The sequence below is a fragment of the Rossellomorea sedimentorum genome, assembly GCF_046237645.1.
Classification (GTDB): Bacteria; Bacillota; Bacilli; order Bacillales; family Bacillaceae_B; genus Rossellomorea; species Rossellomorea sedimentorum.
On record NZ_CP143546.1, the window covers coordinates 1,690,770 to 1,716,837 of the forward strand.

The 26,068-nt window shown below is 40.6% G+C and carries 27 protein-coding genes and 1 tRNA gene; 23 read left to right on the forward strand and 5 right to left on the reverse strand.

Annotated elements, in window-relative coordinates; all coding sequences use genetic code 11:
• Positions 1 to 34 precede the first annotated feature (34 nt).
• Entirely contained in the window at positions 35 to 1,000 is a 966-nt protein-coding gene (locus tag V1502_RS08175) for a tyrosine-type recombinase/integrase (RefSeq protein ID WP_409253861.1), read from the reverse strand.
• Positions 1,001 to 1,146: 146 nt separating this feature from the next.
• Positions 1,147 to 1,243 (reverse strand) — tRNA-Sec (locus V1502_RS08180).
• Between the two features lie 255 nt (positions 1,244 to 1,498).
• On the opposite strand from V1502_RS08180, the gene V1502_RS08185 reads away from it, so the two are divergent.
• The 12 genes from V1502_RS08185 (at position 1,499) to V1502_RS08240 (ending at position 14,892) form a co-directional block, all read left to right on the forward strand.
• Positions 1,499 to 2,032, forward strand: coding sequence for a hypothetical protein (locus V1502_RS08185; protein WP_409253862.1), 534 nt, complete (start codon positions 1,499 to 1,501; stop codon positions 2,030 to 2,032).
• Positions 2,033 to 2,908: 876 nt separating this feature from the next.
• Complete coding sequence (locus V1502_RS08190; RefSeq protein ID WP_409253863.1) at positions 2,909 to 3,127, forward strand: DUF1659 domain-containing protein; 219 nt, start codon at positions 2,909 to 2,911, stop codon at positions 3,125 to 3,127.
• Positions 3,128 to 3,164: 37 nt separating this feature from the next.
• Positions 3,165 to 3,380, forward strand: a complete 216-nt coding sequence (locus tag V1502_RS08195) for a DUF2922 domain-containing protein (RefSeq protein ID WP_409253864.1) — start codon at positions 3,165 to 3,167, stop codon at positions 3,378 to 3,380.
• 88 nt (positions 3,381 to 3,468) lie between these two features.
• Positions 3,469 to 3,609, forward strand: coding sequence for a YvrJ family protein (locus tag V1502_RS08200; protein WP_409253865.1), 141 nt, complete (start codon positions 3,469 to 3,471; stop codon positions 3,607 to 3,609).
• Between the two features lie 223 nt (positions 3,610 to 3,832).
• A complete protein-coding gene (locus V1502_RS08205) occupies positions 3,833 to 4,978 on the forward strand; it encodes an exonuclease SbcCD subunit D (protein WP_409253866.1) in 1,146 nt (381 codons plus the stop codon).
• Positions 4,975 to 8,109, forward strand: coding sequence for an AAA family ATPase (locus V1502_RS08210; protein WP_409253867.1), 3,135 nt, complete (start codon positions 4,975 to 4,977; stop codon positions 8,107 to 8,109). Before V1502_RS08205 ends, V1502_RS08210 begins: the two co-directional genes overlap by 4 nt.
• A gap of 495 nt (positions 8,110 to 8,604) precedes the next feature.
• A complete protein-coding gene (locus tag V1502_RS08215) occupies positions 8,605 to 8,898 on the forward strand; it encodes a hypothetical protein (protein ID WP_409253868.1) in 294 nt (97 codons plus the stop codon).
• Positions 8,895 to 9,695 carry a type II pantothenate kinase gene (gene coaW, locus V1502_RS08220; RefSeq protein WP_409253869.1) on the forward strand — a complete coding sequence of 267 codons (801 nt, stop codon included), beginning with the start codon at positions 8,895 to 8,897 and terminating at the stop codon, positions 9,693 to 9,695. Before V1502_RS08215 ends, coaW begins: the two co-directional genes overlap by 4 nt.
• 121 nt (positions 9,696 to 9,816) lie before the next feature.
• Positions 9,817 to 10,413 carry an SCO family protein gene (locus tag V1502_RS08225; protein ID WP_409253870.1) on the forward strand — a complete coding sequence of 199 codons (597 nt, stop codon included), beginning with the start codon at positions 9,817 to 9,819 and terminating at the stop codon, positions 10,411 to 10,413.
• A gap of 836 nt (positions 10,414 to 11,249) precedes the next feature.
• Entirely contained in the window at positions 11,250 to 11,786 is a 537-nt protein-coding gene (locus V1502_RS08230; protein ID WP_409253871.1) for a GNAT family N-acetyltransferase, read from the forward strand.
• 204 nt (positions 11,787 to 11,990) lie between these two features.
• Positions 11,991 to 13,883 (forward strand): selenocysteine-specific translation elongation factor, encoded by a 1,893-nt coding sequence (gene selB, locus V1502_RS08235; RefSeq protein ID WP_409253872.1) that lies wholly within the window; start codon positions 11,991 to 11,993, stop codon positions 13,881 to 13,883.
• Positions 13,884 to 14,412: 529 nt separating this feature from the next.
• On the forward strand, positions 14,413 to 14,892 hold the full coding sequence (locus V1502_RS08240) for an 8-oxo-dGTP diphosphatase (RefSeq protein ID WP_409253873.1): 480 nt from the start codon (positions 14,413 to 14,415) through the stop codon (positions 14,890 to 14,892).
• A gap of 43 nt (positions 14,893 to 14,935) precedes the next feature.
• Here the strand turns inward: V1502_RS08240 and V1502_RS08245 are convergent, their stop codons facing one another.
• A complete protein-coding gene (locus V1502_RS08245) occupies positions 14,936 to 15,703 on the reverse strand; it encodes a SurA N-terminal domain-containing protein (protein WP_409253874.1) in 768 nt (255 codons plus the stop codon).
• A 191-nt stretch (positions 15,704 to 15,894) separates the two neighbouring features.
• Here V1502_RS08245 and V1502_RS08250 point away from each other — a divergent pair, with 191 nt between their 5' ends.
• Complete coding sequence (locus V1502_RS08250; protein WP_409253875.1) at positions 15,895 to 16,332, forward strand: Dps family protein; 438 nt, start codon at positions 15,895 to 15,897, stop codon at positions 16,330 to 16,332.
• A gap of 39 nt (positions 16,333 to 16,371) precedes the next feature.
• On the opposite strand, the gene V1502_RS08255 is transcribed toward V1502_RS08250, so the two are convergent.
• Positions 16,372 to 16,641: a YpbS family protein gene (locus V1502_RS08255; protein WP_409253876.1), complete on the reverse strand. Its 270-nt coding sequence runs from the start codon at positions 16,639 to 16,641 to the stop codon at positions 16,372 to 16,374.
• Between the two features lie 220 nt (positions 16,642 to 16,861).
• Here V1502_RS08255 and V1502_RS08260 point away from each other — a divergent pair, with 220 nt between their 5' ends.
• The 8 genes from V1502_RS08260 (at position 16,862) to V1502_RS08295 (ending at position 23,768) form a co-directional block, all read left to right on the forward strand.
• On the forward strand, positions 16,862 to 17,419 hold the full coding sequence (locus V1502_RS08260) for a VanZ family protein (RefSeq protein ID WP_409253877.1): 558 nt from the start codon (positions 16,862 to 16,864) through the stop codon (positions 17,417 to 17,419).
• A gap of 93 nt (positions 17,420 to 17,512) precedes the next feature.
• Positions 17,513 to 17,743, forward strand: a complete 231-nt coding sequence (locus V1502_RS08265; protein WP_409253878.1) for a hypothetical protein — start codon at positions 17,513 to 17,515, stop codon at positions 17,741 to 17,743.
• A gap of 335 nt (positions 17,744 to 18,078) precedes the next feature.
• On the forward strand, positions 18,079 to 18,654 hold the full coding sequence (locus V1502_RS08270; protein ID WP_409253879.1) for a GNAT family N-acetyltransferase: 576 nt from the start codon (positions 18,079 to 18,081) through the stop codon (positions 18,652 to 18,654).
• A 103-nt stretch (positions 18,655 to 18,757) separates the two neighbouring features.
• Positions 18,758 to 18,892 (forward strand): hypothetical protein, encoded by a 135-nt coding sequence (locus tag V1502_RS08275; RefSeq protein WP_409253880.1) that lies wholly within the window; start codon positions 18,758 to 18,760, stop codon positions 18,890 to 18,892.
• An 88-nt stretch (positions 18,893 to 18,980) separates the two neighbouring features.
• Positions 18,981 to 19,163: a small, acid-soluble spore protein, H family gene (locus V1502_RS08280; protein ID WP_409253881.1), complete on the forward strand. Its 183-nt coding sequence runs from the start codon at positions 18,981 to 18,983 to the stop codon at positions 19,161 to 19,163.
• Positions 19,164 to 19,766: 603 nt separating this feature from the next.
• Entirely contained in the window at positions 19,767 to 20,189 is a 423-nt protein-coding gene (gsiB, locus tag V1502_RS08285) for a glucose starvation-inducible protein GsiB (RefSeq protein ID WP_409253882.1), read from the forward strand.
• 210 nt (positions 20,190 to 20,399) lie between these two features.
• Positions 20,400 to 22,106: a gamma-glutamyltransferase gene (gene ggt / locus V1502_RS08290; RefSeq protein WP_409253883.1), complete on the forward strand. Its 1,707-nt coding sequence runs from the start codon at positions 20,400 to 20,402 to the stop codon at positions 22,104 to 22,106.
• Between the two features lie 363 nt (positions 22,107 to 22,469).
• Complete coding sequence (locus V1502_RS08295; RefSeq protein ID WP_409254308.1) at positions 22,470 to 23,768, forward strand: Glu/Leu/Phe/Val family dehydrogenase; 1,299 nt, start codon at positions 22,470 to 22,472, stop codon at positions 23,766 to 23,768.
• 36 nt (positions 23,769 to 23,804) lie between these two features.
• Here V1502_RS08295 and V1502_RS08300 read toward each other — a convergent pair whose 3' ends face one another.
• Positions 23,805 to 24,635, reverse strand: coding sequence for a hypothetical protein (locus V1502_RS08300; protein ID WP_409253884.1), 831 nt, complete (start codon positions 24,633 to 24,635; stop codon positions 23,805 to 23,807).
• Between the two features lie 221 nt (positions 24,636 to 24,856).
• Here V1502_RS08300 and V1502_RS08305 point away from each other — a divergent pair, with 221 nt between their 5' ends.
• Positions 24,857 to 25,501: a class I SAM-dependent methyltransferase gene (locus V1502_RS08305; RefSeq protein ID WP_409253885.1), complete on the forward strand. Its 645-nt coding sequence runs from the start codon at positions 24,857 to 24,859 to the stop codon at positions 25,499 to 25,501.
• A 94-nt stretch (positions 25,502 to 25,595) separates the two neighbouring features.
• Entirely contained in the window at positions 25,596 to 26,057 is a 462-nt protein-coding gene (locus V1502_RS08310) for an S-ribosylhomocysteine lyase (RefSeq protein WP_409253886.1), read from the forward strand.
• The last annotated feature ends 11 nt before the right edge of the window (positions 26,058 to 26,068 follow it).

Genomic DNA, 26,068 nt, shown 5'->3' on the forward strand with positions numbered 1-26,068 from the left:
GGGACCGCCTCAGAGTGGCGGTCCCTTTTTCTTTTTAGAAGATACTATTTAGGGGAGAAAAGCTATTATGTTGTCTTCTTACATCCATATCTGTCATTTGAATATACTTACGAACCATGTTCATATGACTGTGGCCTAATATTTTCTGTAAAGAAAAGGGATCTCCACCGTTCATAATATACAATAAAGCCCCTGTATGTCTAAATGTATGTGGGCTTACCCTTTTTCCTGAAATGGCTGCTGCTTTTCCATAATCTCTTAGAATAACTCTTATAGTACTCGGGTTAATTTTCCGGCCGTCATAGGTAAGGAAAAGATGTTCCCCCTCAAAATCTTCTGTTTCTTTAATATAGTCAGAAAGGAGTTTTATTGTTTTGGTGGATAGCGGGACAGATCGGTATTTCCTGGTTTTAGTTTCCTCGGCTTCTAGTGAAATAAACCCTCCTTTTAAGTCTACATTGCATCGCTTAAGTGCAACCAATTCGGATATGCGAACCATCGTATCTAATAATACTAAAATGATAATCTTATCTCTGAAACCGGTATACAATTCATCATCAATCACTGAAAGGAGTTTTTTAATCTCTGGAGGTGTTAATGATTCTAGGGTGTCTTCGGGCGTCTTTACTGGTTTAAAACTTTCATGTATTGGAGTGTCTAGGTAACCCTCATGAAAACAGAATCTTATGAAAGCCCTCATGGTTCTTATACGGACATTTGCGGTCACAGGTGAAAGTTCTAATTCATGTAACATGTAACCGATGAAACCTCGAAAAACATCTATTGTAATTTCGCCGGCAGAAAGATCCTCTTCTTGATAATTCTTGAAATACTTAAAATTGTTATAGTAGTCGGTGATAGTCCTACTAGAAAGTCCTTCTGTCTTTTTTACTGTCATAAACCGATCAAACATTTCAAATAGTGTAAGACCTTCTGTAACTCTTCTTATAACCGATGATCTTTGTCCACGTTTGTACTTTCGAATAGTCTTCTTTTGCATAAAAAATAGCCCCCTAAGAATTTTTATAGGAGACCAAGAGTAAAAGTCCAACTCGGTTTCAATAATCGGACTGAATCGGTTTTGCCAATAACAGCCCATAAAACCGTATTGAAGTATGAGTATGTAAACATTGAAATTTCCTTATTTGGCGGGACTGCCTGGGAATCGAACCCAGCGAACCACGCACGGTGGTCCCAAGCGGTTTTGAAGACCGAGGCATGCACCAGCAACACAATCAGCCCCATGTAATGAACAAGCTCTATTATGGATCAAATTCACCGATTTTTCAAGTAGAAGGTTCTGAATCCACAGATTTGGAAAATAGGTAATATTTTCAACATTTAAACTTAAACGAAATGGAGGAATATTCCTTTACCTCTCTCTTGACGACATGATAAGATACATATCGGTTGGAATATGGTAATCTGCCTTAAAGGTTTAGGTAGTTACATAGTCATAAACTAATTCAACATGGTGAATTCAGAAAGGACGAAGAATATGAAGAAGTTATGGTGGCTAGCATTAGCTCTTTTGTTAGCCGTTGCAGGTTGTGCAAACAACGGAGAAAACAATTCAGCTGACGATAACACAGCAGAAAACACAGAGAATACAGAGGCAACTGAAGAAGAAACTATGGATGCTTCAGGTGCAATGATGGATTTCTACCTGAATATGACGAGCACCTTAAATGGTATCGATAATGAGTTGAATGATTATGAAGCAGCTATGGGCGGAGAAGAAGCTCCGAGTGCAGAAGTGAAACAAGCAGCTGCTGAGTCTGCTGCTGCAGCAAGTGAAGCAGTAAAAGGTTTTGAAGTATCTGAAGATCTTTCTCAATTTGAAGAAGAATTAGAAACCTTCAAAACGACTCTTGCTGACTCTTATGACATGAAAGCTGCTGAGCTACAAAATGAAGACGTGAACTTCGACGCGGCAAATGAAAAGTTCACAGAAGCAGAAGAGCAAATCGGAAGCCTCCTTGAAGAAGCTGGGCTTGTAAAGTCAAGCTTAAGCAATGATATCAACGGTTAATAGATATACAAAAAAGATTGTCCCCGTTACGGAGGCAGTCTTTTTTTGTTATTAAAAATTGGACTTCTGTAAAGACGTTTAAACAAACTACTTAGGATCTCAACTATCAACAACTGTTTTGGTAAGGCGCTTTTTAGTAAATCTCTCTCTTAAATTAATGGAATATTAAATGAGGTTGCAGACTTTTCCTTTAAGTCACATACCAATCAAAGGGTTATTGGTATGTGACTTTCCAAAACGGTCGACCTTACACACAAAAGAGCGGGTTATTTGTATGAGGTTGTTGTCATTTCCCTAAAGTCACATACAAATCCCTCGGTTATTGGTATGTGACTTTCCAAATCCCTCGAGCTCACACACAAAAGAGCCTGATATTTGTATGAGGTTGTTGTCATTTCCCCAAATTCACATACAAATCCCTCGGTTATTGGTATGTGACTTTCCAAAACGGTCGACCTCACACACAAAAGAGCGGGTTATTTGTATGAGGTTGTTGTCATTTCCCCAAAGTCACATACAAATCCCTCGGTTATTGGTAGGTAACTTTCCAAATCCCCCGAGCTCACACACAAAAAGCCTGATATTTGTATGCGTTATTGTCATTCCCCCAAAGTCACATACAAAATTGACTAGTTATTAATAGGCGACTTCGTGGAATTCTCCCTCTGCCTAGTAGTCACAAAACATCCGATCTTGAAGCAAACCAACGTATTATATATCGCTGGCAACAAACAAACTTAGCCATTTATTCCCCAGATGAGCGTAGCTTCTTTCGAAAATTCTTAAAAGGTCCTTTTCAATAGTAAAAAAAGTGAATTCCTAGGTGTCCTTTTCACCCTCTTCTCTCTATATAAAGAGTGAAAGGAGGTGATACAAATGGCAACTGCAGATTTGAAAAGTATCAAGCTGAAAATGGTGTTTGACGATGGAGTGGATGCAGAGGGTAAGCCGAAATATGCCAACAAAACTTACAGCAATATCAACTTTGCCTCGACTCCGGATGAAATTCGTCAAGCAGCAGATGCACTGGCAGGCCTGAGTGCGAGACCGCTGATACTGCTGGAGAAGAATGACAGCTTTGACATCAACGCCTAAGGAAGGAGTGAAATACAGTAGAAAGGAGGTGTATTAAATGGCGAAAACACTGGAATTACAATTCAGTACCCAGATAGGGAAAGCGGCAAGACTATCTATTGATGAGCCAATTGAACCTATTGATCCAGCTAATGTTAAATTGGTGATGGACACCTTGATTGCAACGAATGTCTTCCAAAGCAACAGTGGTCCTTTGGCTGCAGCGAAGGGAGCGCGGGTTATCGAGCGCAATGTTACCGAATATGAAGTGTAATGGCAGTAAAGGTGCCCTGACGGCTTTGGCCAAAGGGCACCTTTTTAATAGTAGGGGTTAACAATAAATTCTATAGGAGGTGAAAAGAATGGATGGTTTGATTCCCTTTATCTCGGAGGTCGGTTTTCCGATTGTTGTAACCATGTACTTGCTTCATCGGATTGAAACTAAGCTTGAAGCTGTCATTACTTCAATCAGGATGCTGCCGCAGGAAATGAAGAATCAATAAGGAAGGTCAGCGCTTAACTTGACTAACATGGTCGGGTTAAGCGCTTTTTCTCGTATATATTTGCAGTTCTTCTCACTGTCTTTGTATCTTGTTTGGATAGACTTTTCCCGTCTGGCTTCTTTGCCGAACGCCGTTAATTCATGCCATCTCCCAAGAACTGTAACAATAGGGCAGAAATCTCTGATATAATACGAATAGAATATTTGTTCGAGAGGTGACTGTGATGAAATTTATACATACAGCCGACTGGCATTTGGGTAAGCTGGTGCATGGTATTTATATGACAGAACAGCAGCGGGAAGTGCTATATCAATTTGTGAAATTAGTAGAAGAAGAAAAACCGGATGCAGTCGTTATTGCGGGGGATCTGTATGACCGGTCCGTACCGCCTACGGAAGCCGTTGAATTATTGGATGAAATCCTTTATAAGATCAATGTTGAGCTAAAGACACCAGTTATCGCCATCTCGGGTAATCATGACAGTGCAGAAAGGTTGTCATTCGGTACGTCCTGGTATCGCCAAAGTCGACTTTATTTAAAAGGTAAGCTGACCAGTGATTTTTCCCCCGTCCAAGTAAATGGGGTTAATTTTCATTTAATACCTTACGCAGAACCAGGGATTGTTAAGCAGCTCCTTCAGAATGATTCAATACATTCCCACCATGATGCTATGCAGGCTATCATCGGTGAAATTGAAAAGAACATGAATCCTTCCGAACCGCATGTGTTTGTTGGACATGCCTTTGTCCTGGGAGGCAAGACATCTGATTCTGAGAGAACCCTGTCGGTAGGGGGATCGGGGTGCGTCGGTGCTGAATTGTTCTCCCCTTTCCACTATACAGCTCTTGGTCACTTACACAGTCCTGATGCGATCAAACACGACCGGATTAAGTATTCCGGGTCTCTTTTAAAATATTCATTTTCGGAAGCTAAACAGCGGAAGGCCGTTTCAATCGTGGAGATTGATGAGAAGGGAGACATTACAATGGAGGAAAAAATCCTCACTCCCAAACAGGACATGCGTGAAATTGAAGGGTATTTGGAAGAACTGTTGGATCCCCAGCACTTTCAAGAGCAGAAGACAGATGACTTCCTGAAGGTGGTTCTCAAGGATGAAGGTGCTCTCTTTGACCCTATCAATAAGCTACGACAAGTTTATCCGAATGTTCTTCATCTTGAAAGAAAAGTTGAGCAGCATGACTTAAGGGTGAAAGAGGATTATTCAACCACAAGGGATGAGAAGAAATCAGAACTGGAACTTTTTCAACAGTTTTATAGTGAGATGACCACATTGGATTTCACTGAAGAGAAAAAGCAAATAATGATCAGCGTTATTGAGAAGGCAAAGAAGGAGGCTGAAAAGAAATGAGGCCATTGAAGTTAACAATGCAGGCATTCGGACCTTATCCTAGCGCCGAAACTATTGACTTTCAGCTTCTTGGACATAGGACTATGTTTGTCATATCTGGTAAGACAGGTGCCGGCAAGACAACTATTTTTGATGGAATATCCTTTGCGATTTATGGGAAGGCATCCGGTGAAGACAGAAGCGGCAATGATCTTCGCAGTCAATTTGCGAGCGAAGAGGATCTGACGGAAGTATCTCTGACCTTTTCACTACGAGGAAAAACGTATCATATTACCCGCTCTCCTCAACAGGAAAAGAAAAAAGCGCGCGGAGAAGGGTTCACGACGGTCACGGCGAAGGCAGAGTTTTATGCCATGGATGAAAATGGAAATAAACAGCTTCTGGCAGCAAATGTCCGTGATGTGGATGAAAAGATTAAAGAAATCATTCAACTCGATGCTAATCAATTCAGACAGATCCTAATGATCCCACAAGGGGAGTTCAGAAAGCTGTTGACCTCAGACAGTAAGGATAAAGAAGGCATACTGCAGAGATTGTTTCATACCGAATTCTATAAGACTATTCAAGATAGATTAAAAGAAGAAAGCGACCTTTTGAAACGGGATGTGGAAAAAGCCATCGAAGATAGAACCAGGCGACTTCTGGGCATACATCCGGAACAAAATGAGGAACTGAGAGACCTTCTTCTGCAAGAGCCTTTGAATGATCATATGATTTTGGAAAAGCTCGAGCTTCATAACGGTATGATGGAAGATAAGCTGTCTCAATTGAACCAACACTATGAAGATAAGCAGAAAGAGAGGGATCAGCTTCAAGCGCAGCTGATTCAAGCTCAAAAACTAGTAGAACAATTTGAGAAAAGAAGAGTGCTGCGCGAAGAAAAGCGATCTCTTGAACGTAAGCATGAAGAAATTGAGCGTTTGAAAATAGAAATTAAAAAAGCTTACCAAGCGGATAAACTGGTCCAACAAGATGAATATTGCCACAGGTTAAGCCGCGAGTTAAAGGCTGTCGAGCACGAATTAGAAAAACTCCTGGCTGAACAGCAGGAGCTCTCCGTCAAGATGGGTAAAGCCCGTGAAGACTGGGAGAAAGAACAGAAAAAAGAAGAGGTAAGAAATGAAGCAGCCAAGAAGGTCAATACACTAGAGGGATTGAGAGAAGATGTATACTCACTCGGCCAGCTGGAGGATGAAGTCAGGAGCCTGGATACAAAGAGGACTCAACTGAATAACGCCATCAGCCGAACATCCGAGGAGTTAAAAACAAAAAAACTCCTTCTTGAGGAACAAGAAAGAAAAAAAGCTGCATTAGAAAATTTACGTATTGAGTCATACCAATTAGAAAAAGAAATTGCACAGGTTCAAAGTGAGGAAAAATTGTTAGAGCAGCTGCAAAAGTTACAGATTGAGACGAGAGGTTTGGAAAGTGAGCTGTTGAAACGTAAGGGGCAGCACCAATCTGCATCTCAAGAAGTCAAGGATGCCCGCTCAACCTTAACCTGGCTTGAGGACAAATGGAATAAAGCGCAGGCCGGAATACTCGCCTCCCAGCTTGTTGAAAACAATCCTTGTCCTGTGTGCGGGTCAGAACATCATCCCAATCTGGCTCATGTTCAGGACGACCTGCCGGATGAAAAGGATATCAAGGCAGCAAAAGAAATGGTGATGGTAAAAGAAAAACGTGAAAATGAAGCAGGCAGGGCTTTTTATGAAGTTGAGGCCAGACACGCGACCGTCCTTAATCAAAAACAAGAAGCCCTAAAAGAGATCGAGCAAAATCGCGAGGGGTTTAATGAGGAAGAACTTGACTTAGAAGTCTCTACAATAAACAATACCCTTACGAAAAAAAATGAACAGTTAAAAGAATTCAGCATACAATTGAAGGAGCTGGACTCACTTGTCAAAAGGATAGAAGAAACTAAAGCCGAACTGGTTGAGCAAGAGAAGAGGCAGGAAAAGCTTAAAAATGAAGAGCTTTCCTTATCTGAAGCCTTCCATGCAAAAAAGGGTGCGTTAGAAAGCAGGTGGACAGCCATCCCGGCAGAAATACGCACAAGGGAAAAATTCAACGCCGCTTTAGAAAAGGCACAGGATGAACTGTCTGCATTGAAAGCTTCCTTTGAAAAAGCGCAGGATTTATATAATACATTGGTAAAAAAAGTTTCTGTCAATGAAGCTCAGGTAAAAGATAAACAAAAATCGGCCACCAGGCTTCGAGCAGAAATGGAGGAAGAAAGGAATAAATTCCTCCAAATCCTTGAAGAGCAGGGATTTGAAAACTATAAATCTTTTCATGACGCGAAGAGAACTGAATCTGAGATCAATTCAATGAACAATGTGGTCACAAGTTATGGTGAGGAAGTCCGCTCTGTCCGTGACAGGCTGGAAGAGCTGGAAAAGACGCGTCAGGATATCGAAGAACCGCAGCTTGAAAGATTGCAGATGAGTTTCAAAGAAATAAATGAAGATTTGAAGAAACTGAATGAAGAATATAATTCCTTGAAAATGAGAATATCTGAAAATCAGTCCATCCTGGAATATGTCCGCAGCCTTAACAAGCAAATGAAGGAATTGGAAGAAAGGTACAGCATCGCTGGCCATCTTGCAGAAATGGCAAGAGGGCAAAATGCTCACCGTCTGACCTTTGAGCGATATGTGCTGGCTTCATTCTTGGAGGATATTCTGTTGGTAGCAAACGACAGGCTGTTGAAGATGACATCAGGAAGGTACAGGCTGATCCGTAAAAAAGATCGTAGTAAAGGTAACGTTCAAAGCGGCTTGGAGCTGCTCGTCTTTGATCAATACACGGGACAGGAACGGCATGTTAAGACCCTTTCAGGCGGTGAGAGCTTTAAAGCGGCATTATCGCTGGCATTAGGATTGGCTGATGTTGTTCAGCAATATGCTGGTGGGGTTTCCCTGGAGACAATGTTTATTGATGAAGGGTTCGGTACTCTCGATCCCGAGTCTCTTGATCATGCTATTGAAGCCTTAATGGATATTCAAAGCAGCGGGCGTCTCGTTGGACTCATCTCACACGTACCTGAATTAAAAGAGAGAATCGATGCCCGTCTTGAAGTAATCGCATCACAGCACGGAAGTACCACAGAGTTTCATTTTTTAGCATGATAGTGAAGGGGGCCCGGAGAAATCCGGGTCTCTTTTATTGGCTTTTTTCTAATACTTTGTTGCTATTTAATACAAACTTTAAAAAATATCTACTTAATTAAGCAGAAATAGCCTGATAAACAAGGAAGAAAAGAGCTAATTCACCTTGTTCAGAGAAAAAAGCCCTTGTCTCCAAGGGAAAAATCCGGCTCTTTGGATTTTTCCGAGAGCAACAATCTATACGAATACAGCCTTTTTATTTAAGAACGTTCTATCTAGCTGGCAAGTGATGAACCCATTCTGCTTCAATTAAACTGGATGAATCAAAGGATTTGATTGTAAGAATCCCTGTCTTTAATGAATAAGATAACGTTGCTCAGATTAACAAGCCTCTTAGTTTATATTTCTCCCTGAAGGGTAATTCGGCAATGGACCTGTATTTTACTATTTTCGCTTTATATTGGCATTAATTTCTAATAAGATAGAATTATCTTAAGATGGCAGGTGATATACGGTATGCAAGTATTAGTGGGAATAATGATCATACTCCTTGCTGCTGCAGTTTCTTTTATTTGGAGCTGGAAGCGGCTGCTGGACTTCAACAGTTATAAGAAGCCATTCATGGAGGGAACGATTTTTAATTTTATAATCTTGCTTTTGGGATCAATATGGTGGTTTTTCTCAGCGGCCAATGTAGAAGAGCAGCTTACTGGCATCTTCTATTTCCTGGTCTCCTTTCTGGTGATCATGGTATTGAACGGAGTTATTTTGGCTTACTTGTTTTCAAAAAGAAAGGATACTTCCTCATGAACAAAGTTGGAATTGATGCGGGAGGTACACTCACGAAGGTTATATACAATGAAAACGGAAAGAGGCATTTCAAAACATTCCCTTCCAAAGATATTGATAGTATGAGTCGGTGGCTGCAATGGCTGGCACCTTCATCCGAATTTTTCGTTACAGGCGGGAAGGCGGCTGCAGTCAAAAGCATCCTTAATAACTGTACAGAAATACCGGAATTCAAGGCTGTATGTAGTGGATCAGCACATCTTATGGGTGAAGAACATGAGAGGCAGGATCCCTTTATTTTAGCTAATATAGGGACTGGCACCTCTTTTTTCTTGGTGGACCATAAGAAGAGAGAATACCGCCGATTGCTGGGAACTGGAATGGGAGGCGGCACCATTATGGGGCTGGGGAAAATTTTATCCGGAAAGGATACCTTCAATGAAATTATTTCATTGGCGGAGTCAGGAAATCGAGAGAATGTCGATTTATTGGTGAGCGACCTTTATGACGGAGAGGAGCCTCCCATTCCGGGACACCTGACAGCAGCCAACTTCGCGGGAGACCTGTCCAATATGGAGACCCCGAACGATGCTTTAAGGTCACTGATCAACATGATTGCCGAAAACATTATTCTACTTGCCACAAGGGCTGCAGAGTTGGAAGGATTAAAGACAATCGTATTTACCGGAGGGGCATTGTCCGGCAATCCTCTTTTAAAAGAAGACCTTTCCCAGTTCGCAGACATGATCGAGTATGAACCCGTATTTTTGGCAGATGGAGTATATGCAGGGGCCGTTGGCAGCCTTATAAACAGCTAAGAAAATCTCTTCACAAAATATTCAAGTATAATTTTCTGTGCAGATTGTAATCTTCTTTCCTTTACACTAACATAGAAAAAGATAGCGCAATTACTGCAGGGATGTCTTGGGGGGAGTTTCATTGACTAGAAAATTTAAGGTGCTTGCCGGTGTGCTGGCTGCGGCAGTTATTTTAGCGGCCTGTGGAAACAGTGGATTCAAAGCAGATCACAATTGGGACGTTCAGGATTTCAGTTTTACTAACCAGAATAATGAAACGGTAAGCCTTGAGGACTTAAAAGGAAAAGTCTGGCTGGCCGATTTTATTTTTACGAACTGTGTTACAGTTTGTCCTCCGATGACGTACAATATGACCCTTCTTCAGGAAAAACTGAAAGAAGAGGGGATAGAGGATTACCGGATCGTTTCTTTCAGTGTGGATCCGGAAGTGGATACACCGGAAGCGTTATCTGAATTTATCAGTAAGTACGAGGCAGATACGAGCAAGTGGGACTTGCTTACCGGGTATACGCAAGACCATATCTCCGAATTTGCGGAGAAATCATTTAAATCTCTTGTGGCCAATGATCCGAACACAGATCAAGTCGTTCATATGACGAGCTTCTATCTGGTCAACCAGGAAGGTGAAGCTGTTAAAAGTTACGGAGGATACGAAGAAGTTCCTTTTGATCAAATCGTACGAGATATTGAAGCATTGATCGAAGAAGGGAAAGACTAAGAATAATGTAAACAGGACTGCCGATTTATTTCTTTGGCAGTCCTTTTTCTTTGTAGCTGTAATCGTATAGATGGGTGCAAGCGGAGAAATCCAACGAGCCGGATTTCCCCTTGGTTTTAAGGGCTTTTCTCTCTGAAGGATGAATAGCTCTTTTCTTTCTTGTTGACCAAGATAATTTCTGTGTATTCCGGGTATGTCTCTTGAACTTACTATTAAATAGCAACAAAGTTAAGAAAGAGCCCTTTATAAAACGCTGTGTTCGTAAAGATTGTTGCTATCGGAAAAATCCAAAGGGCCGGATTTTTCCCTCTGGTACAAGGGCTTATCTAACTGAACAGGGTGAATTGCTCTTTTCTTTCTTGTTTACCAGGATAATTCCTGTGAAATATGGCTACTTCTCTTGAATTTCAGATTGAATAGCAACAAAGTTTTAGAAAAGAGCCTTATAAAAAGACTGCCTATGTGCAGTCAAATATTTTACTACTTTCAAATATAGGGGTATCCCTTGAGTAATAGTCCTACTCTACAGGTTTTTAAACTTGGTTTATTCCCACTGTAAATGGTCCGGTATTTTCAGACAGCAGTCAAAAATTGGTCTATATCTGAGTTTAATAGTCTTTGTCTTCTGGCAATGATAAAAACTTGGTCCATTTCTAAGCTTAGTCCGTTTTTTCAGCAGGCGAACATATATTGGTCAATTACAGTGATTAATAGACCATGCAAAAACTAACCTAGCTCCGTAAATTCATTACCCGCGCCCGCCTCCCGAAAAGCAAAAAGGAATGCAGGCCGAAACGTCGAATCTTTAGGTAAATAGAGGAAAGGCGTGGAGGAATATGCAAATAGAAATTAGGCCAATTAGAGTGAGTGATGCTGAGGAAGTGACGGAAATTATGATTCAGGAAAAAGTGATGCCGAATGTGGTATCATTACCAAGTATCCGTGTGGAACGTTTTGAAACGATTCTTAAGGGTGCCTCTCCTGAACAGCATGAGTTTGTAGCAGTCAGCAGCGGGAAAGTGATCGGTTTTGCGGGACTTCATCAAGGAAAAGGGAGAAGGTCACATAGCGCCACCCTTTTTATCATGATTCATGAAGAGTTCCATGGAAAAGGGGCAGGTACAGCTCTGGTCAATAAATTGATCGACTTAGCTGACAACTGGCTGATGCTGGAAAGGGTGGAATTAACAGTGCTTGATAATAACCAGAGGGCAAAACATTTGTATGAAAGACTGGGTTTTATAGATGAAGGTTTCTCTAAAGGCACAATCATTCAAAACGGACGGTATGCTGGTGAATACAGAATGGCCAGGTTCCGTCCTGGAGGATTTATTGCAGAAAGGATGAAAGAGGCTAGTGAAAGAAAAGACTAAAAAACGTTTGTTTCTCTTTGACATCATATTTACTATTCTTCTCTTTGTTTGGGTCGTTAAGGCTTTTTTAGAAGGGGATACTTCAAAAGGATTAATTTTTTCCGCTATGCTTTTGTTGATGACAGGTGTCCTGTTTTTTAATAGGAAAAAGAATAAACAATAGATTTGATAAATAGTTTGGCAGCTAAGGAAGAAGGTGTAAGCATGACGAAAAGATACTTTACTGTCGGGATGGCAGGACATATTGACCATGGAAAAACTGCTTTGGTTAAAGCATTGACGAATGAGGACACGGATCGCTTAAAGGAAGAGAAAGAGAGGGGAATATCCATTGAACTCGGTTTTGCGCCTCTTTGGGAAACAGATAGTATGAATGTTTCTGTAGTGGATGTACCGGGACATGAGAAATTCATCAGACAGATGATTGCCGGTGTGGCGGGCATTGATTTGGTCATTCTTGTAGTGGCAGCCGATGAAGGTGTTATGCCTCAGACAAAAGAACATCTTGAAATTCTTTCTTTTCTGGGAGTCGATCAAGGGATTGTCGTACTCAGCAAGATGGATAAAGTTGATGAGGATTTACATAGTCTTGCAAGAGAAGAGATTCAAGAGGAGTTGAAAGGGACTGTATTTGAAGACTCGCCAGTCATTTTGGCGGACAGCCTTTCAGGGAAGGGAATATCTGAAGTGAAAAAGACGATTCTCCAGTTCTTGGAGGAACTTCCTTCACGAAGTATAACGGGCGACTTCCGGATGCCCATTGACCAGGTCTTCACTGTAAAGGGCCAGGGAACTGTTGTAAGAGGTACAGTTTATGAGGGAAGTGTGAAAGAGGGAGAGTCTCTTATTCTTCTGCCCTCAGGTAAAGAAACGAAAGCAAGGCAGATTCAGGTCCACCACCAGGCTGCTAAAGAAGCCTTCGGCGGACAGCGGACAGCCATTAACTTATCAGGGCTTTCCAGAGAGGAAGCGTTAAGAGGAAATGTGCTTGTAAAGTCTGAATTCTTTTCGGTAACGGATACAATTGATGTGAGCATAAGAATGGTCGAGGATTTGGAGCATCCTGTTAAACAAAGGATGCCTGTTAAGCTTCACACCGGAACTTCAGAAACAATGGGGAAAATTATTTTCTTCGACCGTAATGAGGTAGAGGCAGACCATGAGGAAATCCTCTGCCAGATCAGGTTGTCCGAGAGTATTGTGGTCAAGCGCAACGACCGGTTCATCCTTAGGAGGCCGACGCCTGCCGAAACAATAGGCGGAGGATTCATTATCGATCCTAACGGCAGCAAATATAAATTTGGCAATGAGACCATCGATATGCTGGAGCAAAAAAAGAATGGCACACCTCTGCAGCGTATAGAAGAGGCCCTTCTAAACCACAAAGCCTTGAGCAGAAGTAAACTTTTGCAGGAAACCTCATTATCATCACCCGTTCTTGAAGAATTATTGACAAACAATAATCTGGTTGAGCTGCCTGGAGGGGATATTACTTCTGTTGAGGTGATAAGAGAGATCGAGCAATTGATGGAGACGGAGTTTGTTGATTTTCATCGCAGCCATCCTATGAAAACAGGATATGATAAGGCAGGAATAATTCAGCTTTATAAAACCAGGTTTAAGGAATCTCTTTTGGACTATGTTATTAAGCTGAACATTCAAAGAGGAAAGTGGTATCAAAGCGGTCATTTCCTTGCACTCAAGGATTTCTCGCCTCATGTTCCGGAGCAGTGGAGAAAGAGAGCACAACAGGTACTTGATTTATTGAAAGCTGATGGAAGGAAACCTCAAGAACTCTTGTGGTATTTAAAAGAGGCAGGTATCCCTGGGGATATGCAGGTCAATCTCATACAATTTTACAGGGAACAGGGAGAAGTGGTCCATTTAGATGATCATCTAGCTTTTCATCATGATGTTTTTTATGAAGCAGTCCATCAACTGCAGGAAAAAACAAATGAAGAATTCGAATTGCCGGAAGCAAAAGATACTTTGGAATTGTCACGGAAGTTTCTAATTCCTTTCCTTGAGAAGCTGGACAACCTTGGGTTTACAATCAGGATAGAAAATAAACGAAGATGGAGAACACCTGGAAACTAAAGCAAGAAAATGAATAGAGTGGGTTAGAGACGAACGTGTTTCTATGCCTTTTTTCTTTCCCGCCGTCACCACTGGCAGCGGGCCAAGGAATGTTCGATGAGCTTCAGGCTGCTTTCTGATAATCCTAATTCAAGAGTCGCTCAAGCAAAGCAAAGTTATGATGACAGGCGGGGCAGTCGTTTGGCCTGCACCGTCTAATTCATTTCTGCAAGAGAACTCACGATATGTGTCCTTCCGGTTGCTTCTAGATAACTATATAATAGAATCATAGATAGGCAAGAGCGATCTTTCGCCTTTATACAAGGGTCTTTCGTATAGATTGTTGCTATCGGAAAATTCCATAAGGCCGGATTTTTCCCTTGGGTACAAGGGGGGATCTTTCTGAAAAGGGTGAATAGCTCTTTTCTTCCTTGCTGACCAAGATAATATCCGCGAATTCCGGCCATAACTCTTGGACTTAAAAGTAAACAGCAACAAAGTAGAAACGAGCCTAATACATAGACTAAACAAATGATTAACAGGTGATGAGATGAAGTGGAAAGAGTATGAGACTCAGTTATATACAATGGTCATGATAGAAAAAGAGGGAAAGGTATTACTCGTTCAAAGACCTTCTGAAAAAGGCTTTCCCGGTTATATTGCGCCGGGTGGGAAAGTCGACTTTCCGGAAAGTCCTGCTCAGGGAGCTGAAAGGGAAGTTAAGGAAGAAACCGGATTGACTGTTGAGAAATTGAAGTTTAAAGGAATCGATGAATTTGTAATCCCTGATCAAAGATACCGTTATGTTGTCTATAATTACCTTGCAGTTGAGACAAGCGGGGAGCTGTTAGATAGCCCGCCGGAAGGAAAACTGATGTGGGTTGACAAGGAAAATGCAGGGGATTTACCAATGCAGCCTTGGTTTAAAAGGAGACTTCCATACTTTTTCAAAGAAGGTGTTTTTGAAATTCACTCTAAATGGAATGGAGACGACCAGCATGATGCCGAGGTCACAATCAGGGAATTATAAGGAAAAGCCTGCTCTTATTTTAAAGAGCAGGCTTTTTTGGGTTTTATATTTTAATTTCAATCGAGGCGTTTTCTTTTAGCTCCTCTACTTTTGCAGCCAGGACTTCTTGAGTTTTTTGTCTCTCCAATTCCTGTTTGATTTGATCTTTTACTTCTTCATATTCAGGAAGTTGTGATTCAGTTTCTTCTGAACCGCTGCTTTGTTCAGCATATTGGTCATAATAAGCTTTAACATCTTCATCTTTTACTTCTTCTACAGTCAGCTCATTTTCAATGAATGCTGTGTATTTTATGTTATTGGCAACTTCAGTCTTAAGCTCATCCATTGTAAGGCCGTTGCTTTTCAAGATTTCTTCAAACTGTGCCTCGTCTTCATAGTTTGCTTTTAACGTATCAATTTCGTTTTGTACTTCCTCATCTGTAGCCTTGTATCCTTTTTTGTCTGCTTCTTGTAGAAGCAGTGTCTGGCCAATCAGGCTGTCAATCGTGCTTTCTTTCAGTCGAGAAGCAAGTTCTTCTGAAGTTGGATCCTGTCCCATTTGTTGATATTGCATTTGAGTCTGTGAAAGAAGGGTATTGTATGCGTCCCCTTTAATATCTTCATCGTTCACTACAGCAACAGTTGTATCTGCATCAACATGCTTCTCTTCCAATTTCTTTTGCATCTCTTCCAATTCCGCTGTTTGTTCCGTCTGTTCCTGGTTAGTATTTTCGCTTTCTGCTTCTTCGCTATTCTCTCCATTGTCTCCGCAAGCAGTCAAAGCTATTGAAATCATGCCCGCAAGCATGGCTAATTTCCATTTGCTCTTCATGTGAAAACCCTCTTTCGTCTGAAAATGAGATATTTTTTTCAGTGCCTCTATTTAATCCTTAATAGGTATAAGGGAGACATGTGAAAAATAACCTAGTGGCAAGTGTATAACATTTAAGCTTAAAAGGAAAGATATTAAAGCCGATTTAACGAGATTGAAACATAATTTATAGAAGGGGGATTAGTCATCCTATGGGCAACGGACTCATCGTTATGCTGAATAATCAGCTCTCAAATTGGAATATCCTTTACACAAAACTTCATAACTACCACTGGTATGTTACAGGAACAGATTTCTTTACTCTCCATGAAAAATTTGAAGAATATTATACGGAAGCAGGACAATACATAGATGAAATAGCCGAGAGAATCCTGACCCTGAAAGGCAAGCCTGTTGCCACATTGAAAAAATATTTGGAAACTACAACGATTGAAGAAGCTTCATGCCAGGAAGATGCCAAAGAAATGGTGGCTGCCCTTATAAAAGATTTTGAGCAAATCATCAAAGAATCCAAAAAGCTTATAGAAACAGCTGAAGACCTTCATGATCAGCCAACCGCCGACATGTTCATCGGAATTAAGTCATCGCTGGAACAGCACGTATGGATGTTAAATGCCTATAATGCATAAAGAAAAACCCGATCCTGTTGAGGAACGGGTTTTTTGTTACTATTCTTTTTTACCAGACAACGACGCGCAATAGTCTTTGACCATTTCAACAGTCACATATTTCCTCTCGGGAACGATGCCCAGTCTTGCCTCGTCATTGATTCTTTTGGTCACTGCATTTATTTTATCTGTTGAAAAGGGTTCACCTTTCAGGCAGAGGCTTACAGCTTCATCAATATAATGTTCTCTTTGTTGATCAAGTTGAAGGAATTCTTTTGCTATTGTATTTTGCTTCTTTGAATGTTCTGTGATCGCTTTATGTACACTCATTCATTTCACTCCTGTCGGAAGTTCTTAATGCCCCTTTTATTATGCTCATTTATTGATCCAATCGCAACTAATTTAAATAAAAATGCTTTTTACAGTAAGTTTAACTTGAATCATCCTGTATTTTCTATGAAAATAGTAATCGACACAAGACTAAGAAAGTATATATGATAATGAAATTTTTTGTTTGTCCGAGTATCTAATAGTAGAAAGTAGGCTGAAAATGATACAGCTTTGGAGACAGTTCAGTTGGGTTATCCCTATTTTGGCCTTAGTGACCGCTGCCCTGGTGACCACCGTTTATATATGGAAGAGTTATAGAGGAAAAGGGGAAGTTAGGTGGGCGGATCTGATTCCGGTCCTTTTTACACTCATTTCAACAGGTGGGATATTCCTAATTACACTTTCTCCTTTGGCTCCGGGAGTCGCGCTCGAGGGGAACACCAATTTCCAGCCCTTTGATAATCTAAGGTTAAATTTAGTTTACCGAAATCATCTGGAAATCCCGATTCGGAATCTATTGGCTAACATTGTGTTGTTCATTCCCTTCGCCTTCTTTTATGCTTGGTGGATAAGGAAAAGAAAGTGGATAGTGGTAAAAGCAACTCTAGCTGGAAGTATTCTCTCCATTTTAGTGGAATTGATTCAGTATATACTTCCGCTTGGCAGGTCCACCGATATAGATGATTGGCTTATGAATACAAGTGGATCCTTGATTGGAGGATTGCTTTTTCTTCTTTTTAGTAAAGCATGTAAGCGATACATGAAAAAACATGATTAATCAAATTAGTTTTCAGGTAAATTCATGATTATCTCCCATTCAAAAGGGGAACCAGTATAATATAATTCCTGCATAAAATGAGGAGGTAATCTTTTGAGTCACTCTCATAAAAAATCAGAATCACAAAAGGCAAATGAAAAATTGAATGAGGAATTCTACAGCGATGAGAATTCTGAAATCGAGGAAACATCTACAGAAAAGGCAAACAAGAAGATAATGGAGCGCTTAGAAAGCGGGGAACCCTCCAAAGGAGTAGATCCTGATCATTATCTTGCAAATAATGAAAATTCACTGGTCCTGAAAGGTAAAGACAGAAAGAAATAAGGACATGGTTAGGCAGTAACGATATCGCTGGAAATGCCGAAAATCGTTAATTTTATTAATAGTACAGACAAAAAGCTTGGAACGATTCCAGGCTTTTTTTGTTTGTCTAAACAAAGTTATATGGATAATACTGGGTTCTTCACTTGTCCTTTTTTAGCTCTCCTTAGGTCATGCAGGTACCGCAGCCAGATTATGATTTAGTTCGCTTATTAAAAATCCAATATATCGAAAATAATTTTTAAAGGAAATTTGATGTCTTCGACAATTTTCAGCACACAGACCCCAGGCATTTTACTAAGATAGTCTTTATATTGTTCTTTAAGAGAGGGGTACATATGTCATTTCCTGAATTAGAAACTGCGCGTTTACAATTGATTGAAATTACAGAGCACCGTACAGAACGTTATTTTGAGATCATGTCCCTTGAGGTTGTAACGAGATATTATGGCATGGAAAGTCTCAAAACGCTGGAGCAGGCTTCGGATATTATCAAATCCTTCAGAGTAGGATTTGAACATAAGAGGTCGATGAGGTGGGGAATCGTTATTAAGGAAACTGGTGCTTTTATTGGAACGGTAGGGCTTAATCAGCTGCAAGTTGCCAACAAAAAAGCGGAGATTGGGTTCGAAATCCATCCGGACTTTTGGAGCAATGGTTACACTTCTGAAGCGGCCCATGCTGTTATAAACTATGCTTTTGAAAGGTTGGGTCTCTTTAGGATGGGAGCAATCACATTTCTTCAGAACAATGCGTCGATCAGTCTTTTAGAGAAGATGGGCTTTAAAAAGGAGGGAATCCTAAGAGGTTTTATTTATCAAAATGGCGTCTCAAATGACACTAATGTGTTTTCTTTACTCCAGCCTGAGTGGGAAAACCGCCAGCGGGTCAATAAGGCGGTTTCAACTCAATAATCGGGGAAACATAAAAAAATATTCTTTTAAGCATATTTCCATAAACCGGTAGGAAACGGAATCGTTTTCTGTTTAAATAGTAAAAGGAATAGGAGGAGAAAGGATGAATAAAAAGTCAGTCAAAGTCATTTCTGTTTTGTTTACAATCGCAGCTCTGCTTGGATGTCATTCCGAAAAACACCTGTCACCCCAACTGGAATTGGGAGAAACGATGATCATCCATAACAATAATGGATGACCTCCAGTCCTTATGCTGTTTAGCAGAATATGAATAAATTATTTGCATTCAGGCAAACTATATCCATTATGATATTGGAGGTAGCTGCATGGATGTTAACAGAGTCAAACAAATTTTGGCGTCTTCGGCAGATATTAATGTGACATATCAAGGGGTATCCGTATGGATCGATGAACTGCTTGAAAGTGAAAAGCAGGCGACAGTTCACCTAAGGGGACCGTTGGAAGAACGGTCACAGGTTGCGATCGAAGACTTAATAGAGGAATCCTAGAAGAATGCAGTCCTGTTTTAGGACACGGAAAATTGGATTATTTCCTTGAGGAATAGTCCTTTTTTTTTTATTGTCCACTAATGATTGTGGATTTTTTTCTTTACCAATAGTCAGTTTTCACCAAGGTCTGCGAAAGAATTGTACTATTACCTCGGATAATAATCATATTGTAACCAGCAAAACAAAATAAGTAAGTTCACGTTTGAGAGTACTTTTTGCTGTTTCTGGTTTGTTTATCAATAAGCTGTTTTCCCAATCCGACTTTATCCCCTTCGTATAGTTCACTGCTACACTAAAATAAAATGAACTACCAATCTCCAAAGGAAGTGTAAAGAAAATATTACAACTCCCCAACCGTAAAAATTTATAAAAGAGAGAAGCGTTGAAGCAGAAGGCTTTATACCATAAAATCAGCAAAAATAGAACTACAGGAATGTTACAAAAATATTAAAATGGTGTTTTAGAGTTTAATGGATTGATAATGTGGAAGAATATGAACAAAGGTTAAGATAAAAAGCTGAAACAAACTGACACCTAAGAAGGCAGCTGAAGTAAATCATCTAAAATTAAGAATTCAATTTATTAATTAAGGAGGAATTTATAATGGCTAAAAACAACAATCAAAACAACAATGGTAAAATGAGTTTGGAAGAAGCGGGTCGCAAAGGCGGCAAAACAACTGCACAAAATCATGATAAGGAATTCTATCAGGAGATCGGTCAAAAGGGTGGAGAAGCAACATCCGAAAATCATGACAAGGAATTCTATCAGGAAATCGGCGAAAAAGGCGGAGAAGCAACATCCGAAAATCATGACAAGGAATTCTATCAAGAAATTGGTAAAAAGGGTGGAGAAACAACATCCGAAAACCATGATAAAGAATTCTATCAGGAGATCGGCGAAAAAGGCGGAGAAGCAACGTCTAATAATCATGACAAAGAATTCTACCAGGAAATTGGTGAAAAGGGCGGAGAATCCCGCAGCCGACAAAACAATAACAACAATAACAACAATAACAATAGGTAAAGTCAGTTGAATGCTGTACCTTAATTCTAAAGAAGCTTGCGCTGATTCAGTGCAAGCTTCTTTGTTGCTTTCTACCCAACTTTCCTTCCGGATGGTTTAACCCCTTTTGAATAACGGGTAACGATACTACTGAATCCAAAATTTGTAGACTCAACAGTAAAGAAGCCACCATTGAGACGGGTGTCGAATGGATAATGCAGGAGGGATAAAATGAATGCAAGAGACATCTTGAATCACCAAAATTTCGAAGTGAATGACGAGCAATATAGAGCTGTAGGAGATTATGGCATGGCCGCGAGTGCGACACAAGAAGCGAGTGATATCGGGGCGGAAGTACTGAGAAATGGAGGGAATGCCGCTGATGCAATCGTGGCTATGCAATTTGCCATGGCTGTTTCCGAACCCTTTAATACTGGTGTAGGTGCAAGTGGATTTATTGTGTACCACGATAAATCTTCTGGTGAAACCAAGGTTTTTAATGGACATTCCAAAGCCCCTTTAAGTGCACACCCCGAACTCTGCCTTGACGAAAAGGGGAACTTGATACCCTTTGTAGAAAGGACCATGAATGAAAGCTTTGTTGGCATACCGGGCATAATGAAGGCCCTTGATACTATTAACAAAACATATGGTACCAAGGATTTGGGAGAGCTCATCGACCCGTCAATTGACCTGGCTGAAAACGGTATCAAGGTCAATTTTCTGTGGGACATGGCTCTGAAGCTCTATGGAAGCAGGGTGGGGGATTCGGCCAGGGATTTCTTTTTCCCGAAAGGAGTCCCCCTTGTAGAGGGAGACATAGTGAGAAACAAAGCCCTGGCAAAGACATTTCGTATCTTTAAGGAAGAGGGGATCGATGCCCTTTATAAGGGAAGGATTGGACAGGCTATTGTAGACAGGCTTCAATCCCATAACGGTCATATGGAAATGAGCGATCTTGAGAATTATGAGTGTGAAATACAGGATCCTATCGTCAGAAATTATCGAGGATTTGATGTCGCAGTCCCTGCTCCGCCAAATGGCGGCGGGACAAATGTCCTTCAAATTTTAAAAATCATTGAACAGTTTGATTTGAGTAAATATAATCCCTCTTCGTGGGAAAAGTATTTTATTTTGTCAGAAGCAATGCGTCTCGTATTTTCAGACAAGCTGGCATATATGAGTGATCCGAACTTTCATAATATACCAGTGAACGGTTTGCTTGATCCAGAGTATATTGCTGAGAGGGCCAAGTTTATAGATTTTAACGGAAGAAACCCGGACATTGATTTCGGCAACCCGTGGAAATATGACGATAGCACCATGGAAACCGGTGCTGCTTCACAAAAAAGGTCAGAGGGCGGAGGTGAGACCACTCATTTCACTGCCGTAGACAGGTGGGGAAATGTTGCTGCCTGTACATCTTCCCTTGAGCATTACTTTGGGGCCGGAATAATGATAGAAGAATACGGCTTTCTATTAAACAATGATTTGACTGATTTTAAGGCAGAAAAAAACCATATAAACGAAATGCGCGGAGGCAAATATCCAGTCAGCGCGAAATGCCCAACAATCATTCTAAAAGATGGAGAACCCTTCATGACACTTGGTTCTCCAGGAGGGCCTACAATTGTCTCATCTGTTGCCCATGTCATTTTGAATGTCATAGACTTCAAAATGGACTTGAAAGAAGCAATCGAACATCCGCGGATATATAATAGTACTGCCCCTGAAGTCTGGGTGGAGGATGATTTTGATGAGAGAGTCAAAGAAAAACTGAGGAGCCTTGGAATTGAAATTTTGGATGATTCCCTGCCGATAGGAAATGTTCAGGCAATCTTGATCGATCAAGATAACAACAGGCTTTATGGTGCCGCAGATTCTACCCGGCCTGGTAAAGCAACTGGAGTGTGGAAAGAAGACGCAGAAAGACTGTAAGAAGTCTGTGTTTTCAAAACGGTTTTTAAGTAATGCCCAATTAAAGGAGTGACGGATCGTTAAGATTTTCCGTCACTCCTTTTTCTTTAACTTACATTTGTTTTACATAAGAATTGGAATTAAGTTCACGGTGATAACACTTGATTATGATGGGGGCTTAGAGAGGTGAAACGTTTACTCAAAAGTCCATGGGGTATTGGAAAAAATGAGAGTAATGTATTTATACTATATTTTAATGGAGGGAACAAAATGAGAAAGCCTGACCCGGCTAAGGATATTAAGATGGATGAAAAACCGAAAGTGACGAATAAAGAGCCGCAAAACAATGTGCAGGATGAGCCGGCAGCGGTGGTAAAGACCGAAATGCCAGTGAAGGAACAGAAAAACGGTGAGGAAATAACAAACCCTTATAATATTGCACAGCAATTGATTAAAAGGGCTGCAGAAACACTTGACCTTCCTGAGGGGGTTTATAACATCTTGAAAAAACCGAAAAGAGTGATGAAGGTTTCCATTCCGGTACGGAGGGATAATGGGGAATATGTCAATTTTACCGGGATAAGGTCACAGCATATTGATATCCTTGGTCCGACAAAAGGGGGGATACGCTTTCATCCGTATGTCAATGAAGATGAAGTGAAGGCTCTTTCCATGTGGATGTCGTTAAAATCCGCCCTCGTCGGTCTTCCGTTTGGAGGAGGTAAAGGTGGAGTTGTAGTAAACCCTAAAGAGCTTTCTGAAAGAGAACTTGAAGAATTGAGCAGAGGCTATATAAGGGAGCTTGAGCCTATTATAGGTCCGGAAAAAGACGTACCCGCACCTGATGTGAACACAAACGGACAAATAATGGGCTGGATGCTGGACGAATTTGATCGTTTGCGAGGCAAGGATGTCTCCGGTTTTATTACCGGGAAGCCCGTTATCATTGGGGGATCGGAAGGCAGGATTGAAGCGACGGGAAGAGGAGTCGTCATTAACATCATGGAAGCAGCAAAGCGTCTGAATTTAGAGATGGACAAGTTGTCAGCGGTTGTACAAGGGTTCGGTAATGTCGGTTCGATTACAGCCAAATTGCTTCATGAGCAAGGTGTAAAAGTCATGGCGGTTACTGATGCAGGAGGCGGAGCTTATCAGCCAAACGGATTGGATGTCGTGAGCCTTATTGACTATGTAAACGAACATGGAACTGTAAAAGGCTTTGAAGGAAGTCATGACATTACGAATGAGGAATTATTTGCGGCCGACTGTGATATCCTTGTTCCAGCAGCATTGGAAAATCAAATTACAGAGGAGAGCGCGCCGACTATTAAAGCAAAGATTGTTGCAGAAGCCGCAAACGGACCAACCACACCACGGGGAAATGAAATAATGGAAGAGAAAGGAATATTTATCATCCCGGATATTCTCTGCAATTCCGGAGGCGTGACGGTTTCTTATTTTGAATGGGTACAAAATGCCATGCACTATTTCTGGAAAGAAGATGAGGTAAATGAGAAATTGAAAGAAAAAATGGAGAATGCTTTTGACAGTGTGTACCGGATGAAAAATGAAAAAAATGTCTCCATGAGAGAATCTGCCTACCTGGTTGGAGTGGGTCGACTCGCGGAAGCTATGAAGGCAAGAGGATGGATCAAAAACTGGTCTATGCCCATTGAATGTTAAAAGCAGTACTGAAGACTGATTCAACGTAAAGTTGGATCAGTCTTCATTTTTATTAAAGATAAATGACTTGATACGCGGGGAAAGTAAGATCATAAAGATACTCTGAAGTGTAACTTGTATGAATGTAAGCTTGCTGTTGATGATTTTGGCAAACGAAAGAATACAGTTCAATGACAACATAAGTGTGAAAGTGAGAATTTTAGTTGATGTTTTGTTATTAATCGCGGGCATCAGTGCAGCACCGGAAAAAAAGAACATATACAGAGGGGATATCAAAAAATGTTCATTCCAAGTGTGAAATCGCCCAAGGCCAATTTTGGGTTTCTTAAATATATCAACTATAAAAGCAAGCGTTTTCGTTACGACCCCGACAGATAAATAAGTGGTCAGCCACAAAACCCCTTGTTTCTTTAACGTGAGTCTGCCATCCCAGAAATCACTGCATACATAGTAGAAGGGAAGCAGAAGGCTGGTATAGAGCGGTTTCCACCAGAAGAGCTTATAACTCTTTTGTTTAAGGAAATACAGCTCTATGCCATGAAAGTAAAGAGTAAAAAAGAGCTTCGATCCCCATCCGAGCCGGAAAGCAGAAATGAAGGTGGCTGTTACTGGCACAAAAACGGATTGTGAAAGCAGAGCTCCTAAGGCATTATCAAGCTTTCTTTTTCTTAAGAGTTTGGGATGATAGCGATAAGACTTGAACACATTGAACACAAAATATTCAAAAATATAGGCAAAACTGATATTAGATAAAAGAAGTGGAATTATCCGCTGCTTACCCTTTTTTACAAGGGTGTAAAACAAAAGGGAGATATGCAGCATGGATAACATGAGATAAGGAATCGAATTTTTATTTATGCGTTTCAAGGGTATTGTATACCTCCATAAACGAATGACTGTCCATTGAGTGGATGTCTTTTCTTATATAGTTTGAAACAATGAAGGAAGCTATCCCTCATACGGAAAAATTTTATCTAACTCTGGGCTTTTGCGGATTTATTTTTTTGAAATGTTATGATATGATTTATATCAACAGTAAACCTGAGTATTCTTATCGGGTTTATTAGAAAAAACCAAGGGTGATAAAAATGAGTCGTGAGTTTGTTGATTTATTCAATGATTGGGCCCAAACCTATGATCAAACGGTTTCCGAAGATGGAGATATCGAATATAGAGAAGTTTTTGAGTCATATGAAGAAATCCTGCTATCCGTTGTACAAAATACCAAGGGTCCAAATGTTTTGGAATTTGGTGTCGGTACTGGAAATCTTACAAGAAAACTTGTAAACCGCGGCTACAATGTATATGGGATAGAGCCATCAGAAGAAATGTTGAAGATCGGTCAGTTGAAGGTGCCTGAAGCGAAAATTAAAGATGGTGATTTTCTTAATTTTCAGGTTCCGGAAGAACAAATCACATCTATCGTGAGTTCTTATGCATTTCATCACCTTACAGATCAAGATAAGGAAACGGCCATAAAAAAATACAGCCGTTTACTTCCTGAAGGTGGAGTCATTGTATTTGCCGATACGGTTTTCAAGGACAAAGCGGCGAGAAGAGCAATCATGGAACAAGCAATTGCTTCCTATCACAATAACCTGGTTAATGATTTAAATAGTGAGCACTATTCCTATTTAGAGGTTTTGAGGGTAATGTGTGAAAAGCATGGCTTTACCGTTGAGTTTTTTCAGAAAAATAAGTATGTTTGGATTATGACAGCGACGAAAAAGTAACGGGAAAACAGGAATGGCGGAAGGTTAGTGTGATCGTTCAGCTTGATACCCGCTTCTGCCATTCACAATAACCTTTAGAAAGCGGGAGATGGATATGCCGAAAATGAATGTAGAAAGTTTTAACCTGGATCATACAAAGGTAAAAGCCCCATATGTAAGGTTGGTCGGTATTACAGAAGGACAAAGCGGGGATAAAATTTATAAATATGATTTCCGTATAAAACAACCAAACAAGGAATACATGAAAATGCCTGCACTGCATTCCCTTGAACATATGATGGCTGAATTCAGCAGAAACCATCATGATCGTATCGTAGATATTGGTCCGATGGGCTGTCAAACTGGATTCTATATTACAGTTCTTAATGATGAGAGCTATGAAACGGTGTTGGAGGTCATTGAGAACACGTTGAAAGATGTACTGGAAGCAACGGAAGTGCCGGCATGCAATGAGGTTCAATGCGGATTTGCTGCGAGCCACAGCCTTGAAGGAGCCAAAGATCTGGCTAAAGATATGCTGGAAAAAAGAGATGAATGGACTGAAGTATTCGCATAGTAAGGGGAGTT

Bases quoted from the DNA above. Each gene is read 5' to 3' on its own strand.
- V1502_RS08175 (WP_409253861.1), bottom strand. From the start codon at position 1,000: ATGCAAAAGAAGACTATTCGAAAGTACAAACGTGGACAAAGATCATCG.
- V1502_RS08185 (WP_409253862.1), top strand. From the start codon at position 1,499: ATGAAGAAGTTATGGTGGCTAGCATTAGCTCTTTTGTTAGCCGTTGCA.
- V1502_RS08190 (WP_409253863.1), top strand. From the start codon at position 2,909: ATGGCAACTGCAGATTTGAAAAGTATCAAGCTGAAAATGGTGTTTGAC.
- V1502_RS08195 (WP_409253864.1), top strand. From the start codon at position 3,165: ATGGCGAAAACACTGGAATTACAATTCAGTACCCAGATAGGGAAAGCG.
- V1502_RS08200 (WP_409253865.1), top strand. From the start codon at position 3,469: ATGGATGGTTTGATTCCCTTTATCTCGGAGGTCGGTTTTCCGATTGTT.
- V1502_RS08205 (WP_409253866.1), top strand. From the start codon at position 3,833: ATGAAATTTATACATACAGCCGACTGGCATTTGGGTAAGCTGGTGCAT.
- V1502_RS08210 (WP_409253867.1), top strand. From the start codon at position 4,975: ATGAGGCCATTGAAGTTAACAATGCAGGCATTCGGACCTTATCCTAGC.
- V1502_RS08215 (WP_409253868.1), top strand. From the start codon at position 8,605: ATGCAAGTATTAGTGGGAATAATGATCATACTCCTTGCTGCTGCAGTT.
- coaW (WP_409253869.1), top strand. From the start codon at position 8,895: ATGAACAAAGTTGGAATTGATGCGGGAGGTACACTCACGAAGGTTATA.
- V1502_RS08230 (WP_409253871.1), top strand. From the start codon at position 11,250: ATGCAAATAGAAATTAGGCCAATTAGAGTGAGTGATGCTGAGGAAGTG.
- selB (WP_409253872.1), top strand. From the start codon at position 11,991: ATGACGAAAAGATACTTTACTGTCGGGATGGCAGGACATATTGACCAT.
- V1502_RS08240 (WP_409253873.1), top strand. From the start codon at position 14,413: ATGAAGTGGAAAGAGTATGAGACTCAGTTATATACAATGGTCATGATA.
- V1502_RS08245 (WP_409253874.1), bottom strand. From the start codon at position 15,703: ATGAAGAGCAAATGGAAATTAGCCATGCTTGCGGGCATGATTTCAATA.
- V1502_RS08250 (WP_409253875.1), top strand. From the start codon at position 15,895: ATGGGCAACGGACTCATCGTTATGCTGAATAATCAGCTCTCAAATTGG.
- V1502_RS08255 (WP_409253876.1), bottom strand. From the start codon at position 16,641: ATGAGTGTACATAAAGCGATCACAGAACATTCAAAGAAGCAAAATACA.
- V1502_RS08260 (WP_409253877.1), top strand. From the start codon at position 16,862: ATGATACAGCTTTGGAGACAGTTCAGTTGGGTTATCCCTATTTTGGCC.
- V1502_RS08270 (WP_409253879.1), top strand. From the start codon at position 18,079: ATGTCATTTCCTGAATTAGAAACTGCGCGTTTACAATTGATTGAAATT.
- V1502_RS08275 (WP_409253880.1), top strand. From the start codon at position 18,758: ATGAATAAAAAGTCAGTCAAAGTCATTTCTGTTTTGTTTACAATCGCA.
- V1502_RS08280 (WP_409253881.1), top strand. From the start codon at position 18,981: ATGGATGTTAACAGAGTCAAACAAATTTTGGCGTCTTCGGCAGATATT.
- gsiB (WP_409253882.1), top strand. From the start codon at position 19,767: ATGGCTAAAAACAACAATCAAAACAACAATGGTAAAATGAGTTTGGAA.
- ggt (WP_409253883.1), top strand. From the start codon at position 20,400: ATGAATGCAAGAGACATCTTGAATCACCAAAATTTCGAAGTGAATGAC.
- V1502_RS08295 (WP_409254308.1), top strand. From the start codon at position 22,470: ATGCCAGTGAAGGAACAGAAAAACGGTGAGGAAATAACAAACCCTTAT.
- V1502_RS08305 (WP_409253885.1), top strand. From the start codon at position 24,857: ATGAGTCGTGAGTTTGTTGATTTATTCAATGATTGGGCCCAAACCTAT.
- V1502_RS08310 (WP_409253886.1), top strand. From the start codon at position 25,596: ATGCCGAAAATGAATGTAGAAAGTTTTAACCTGGATCATACAAAGGTA.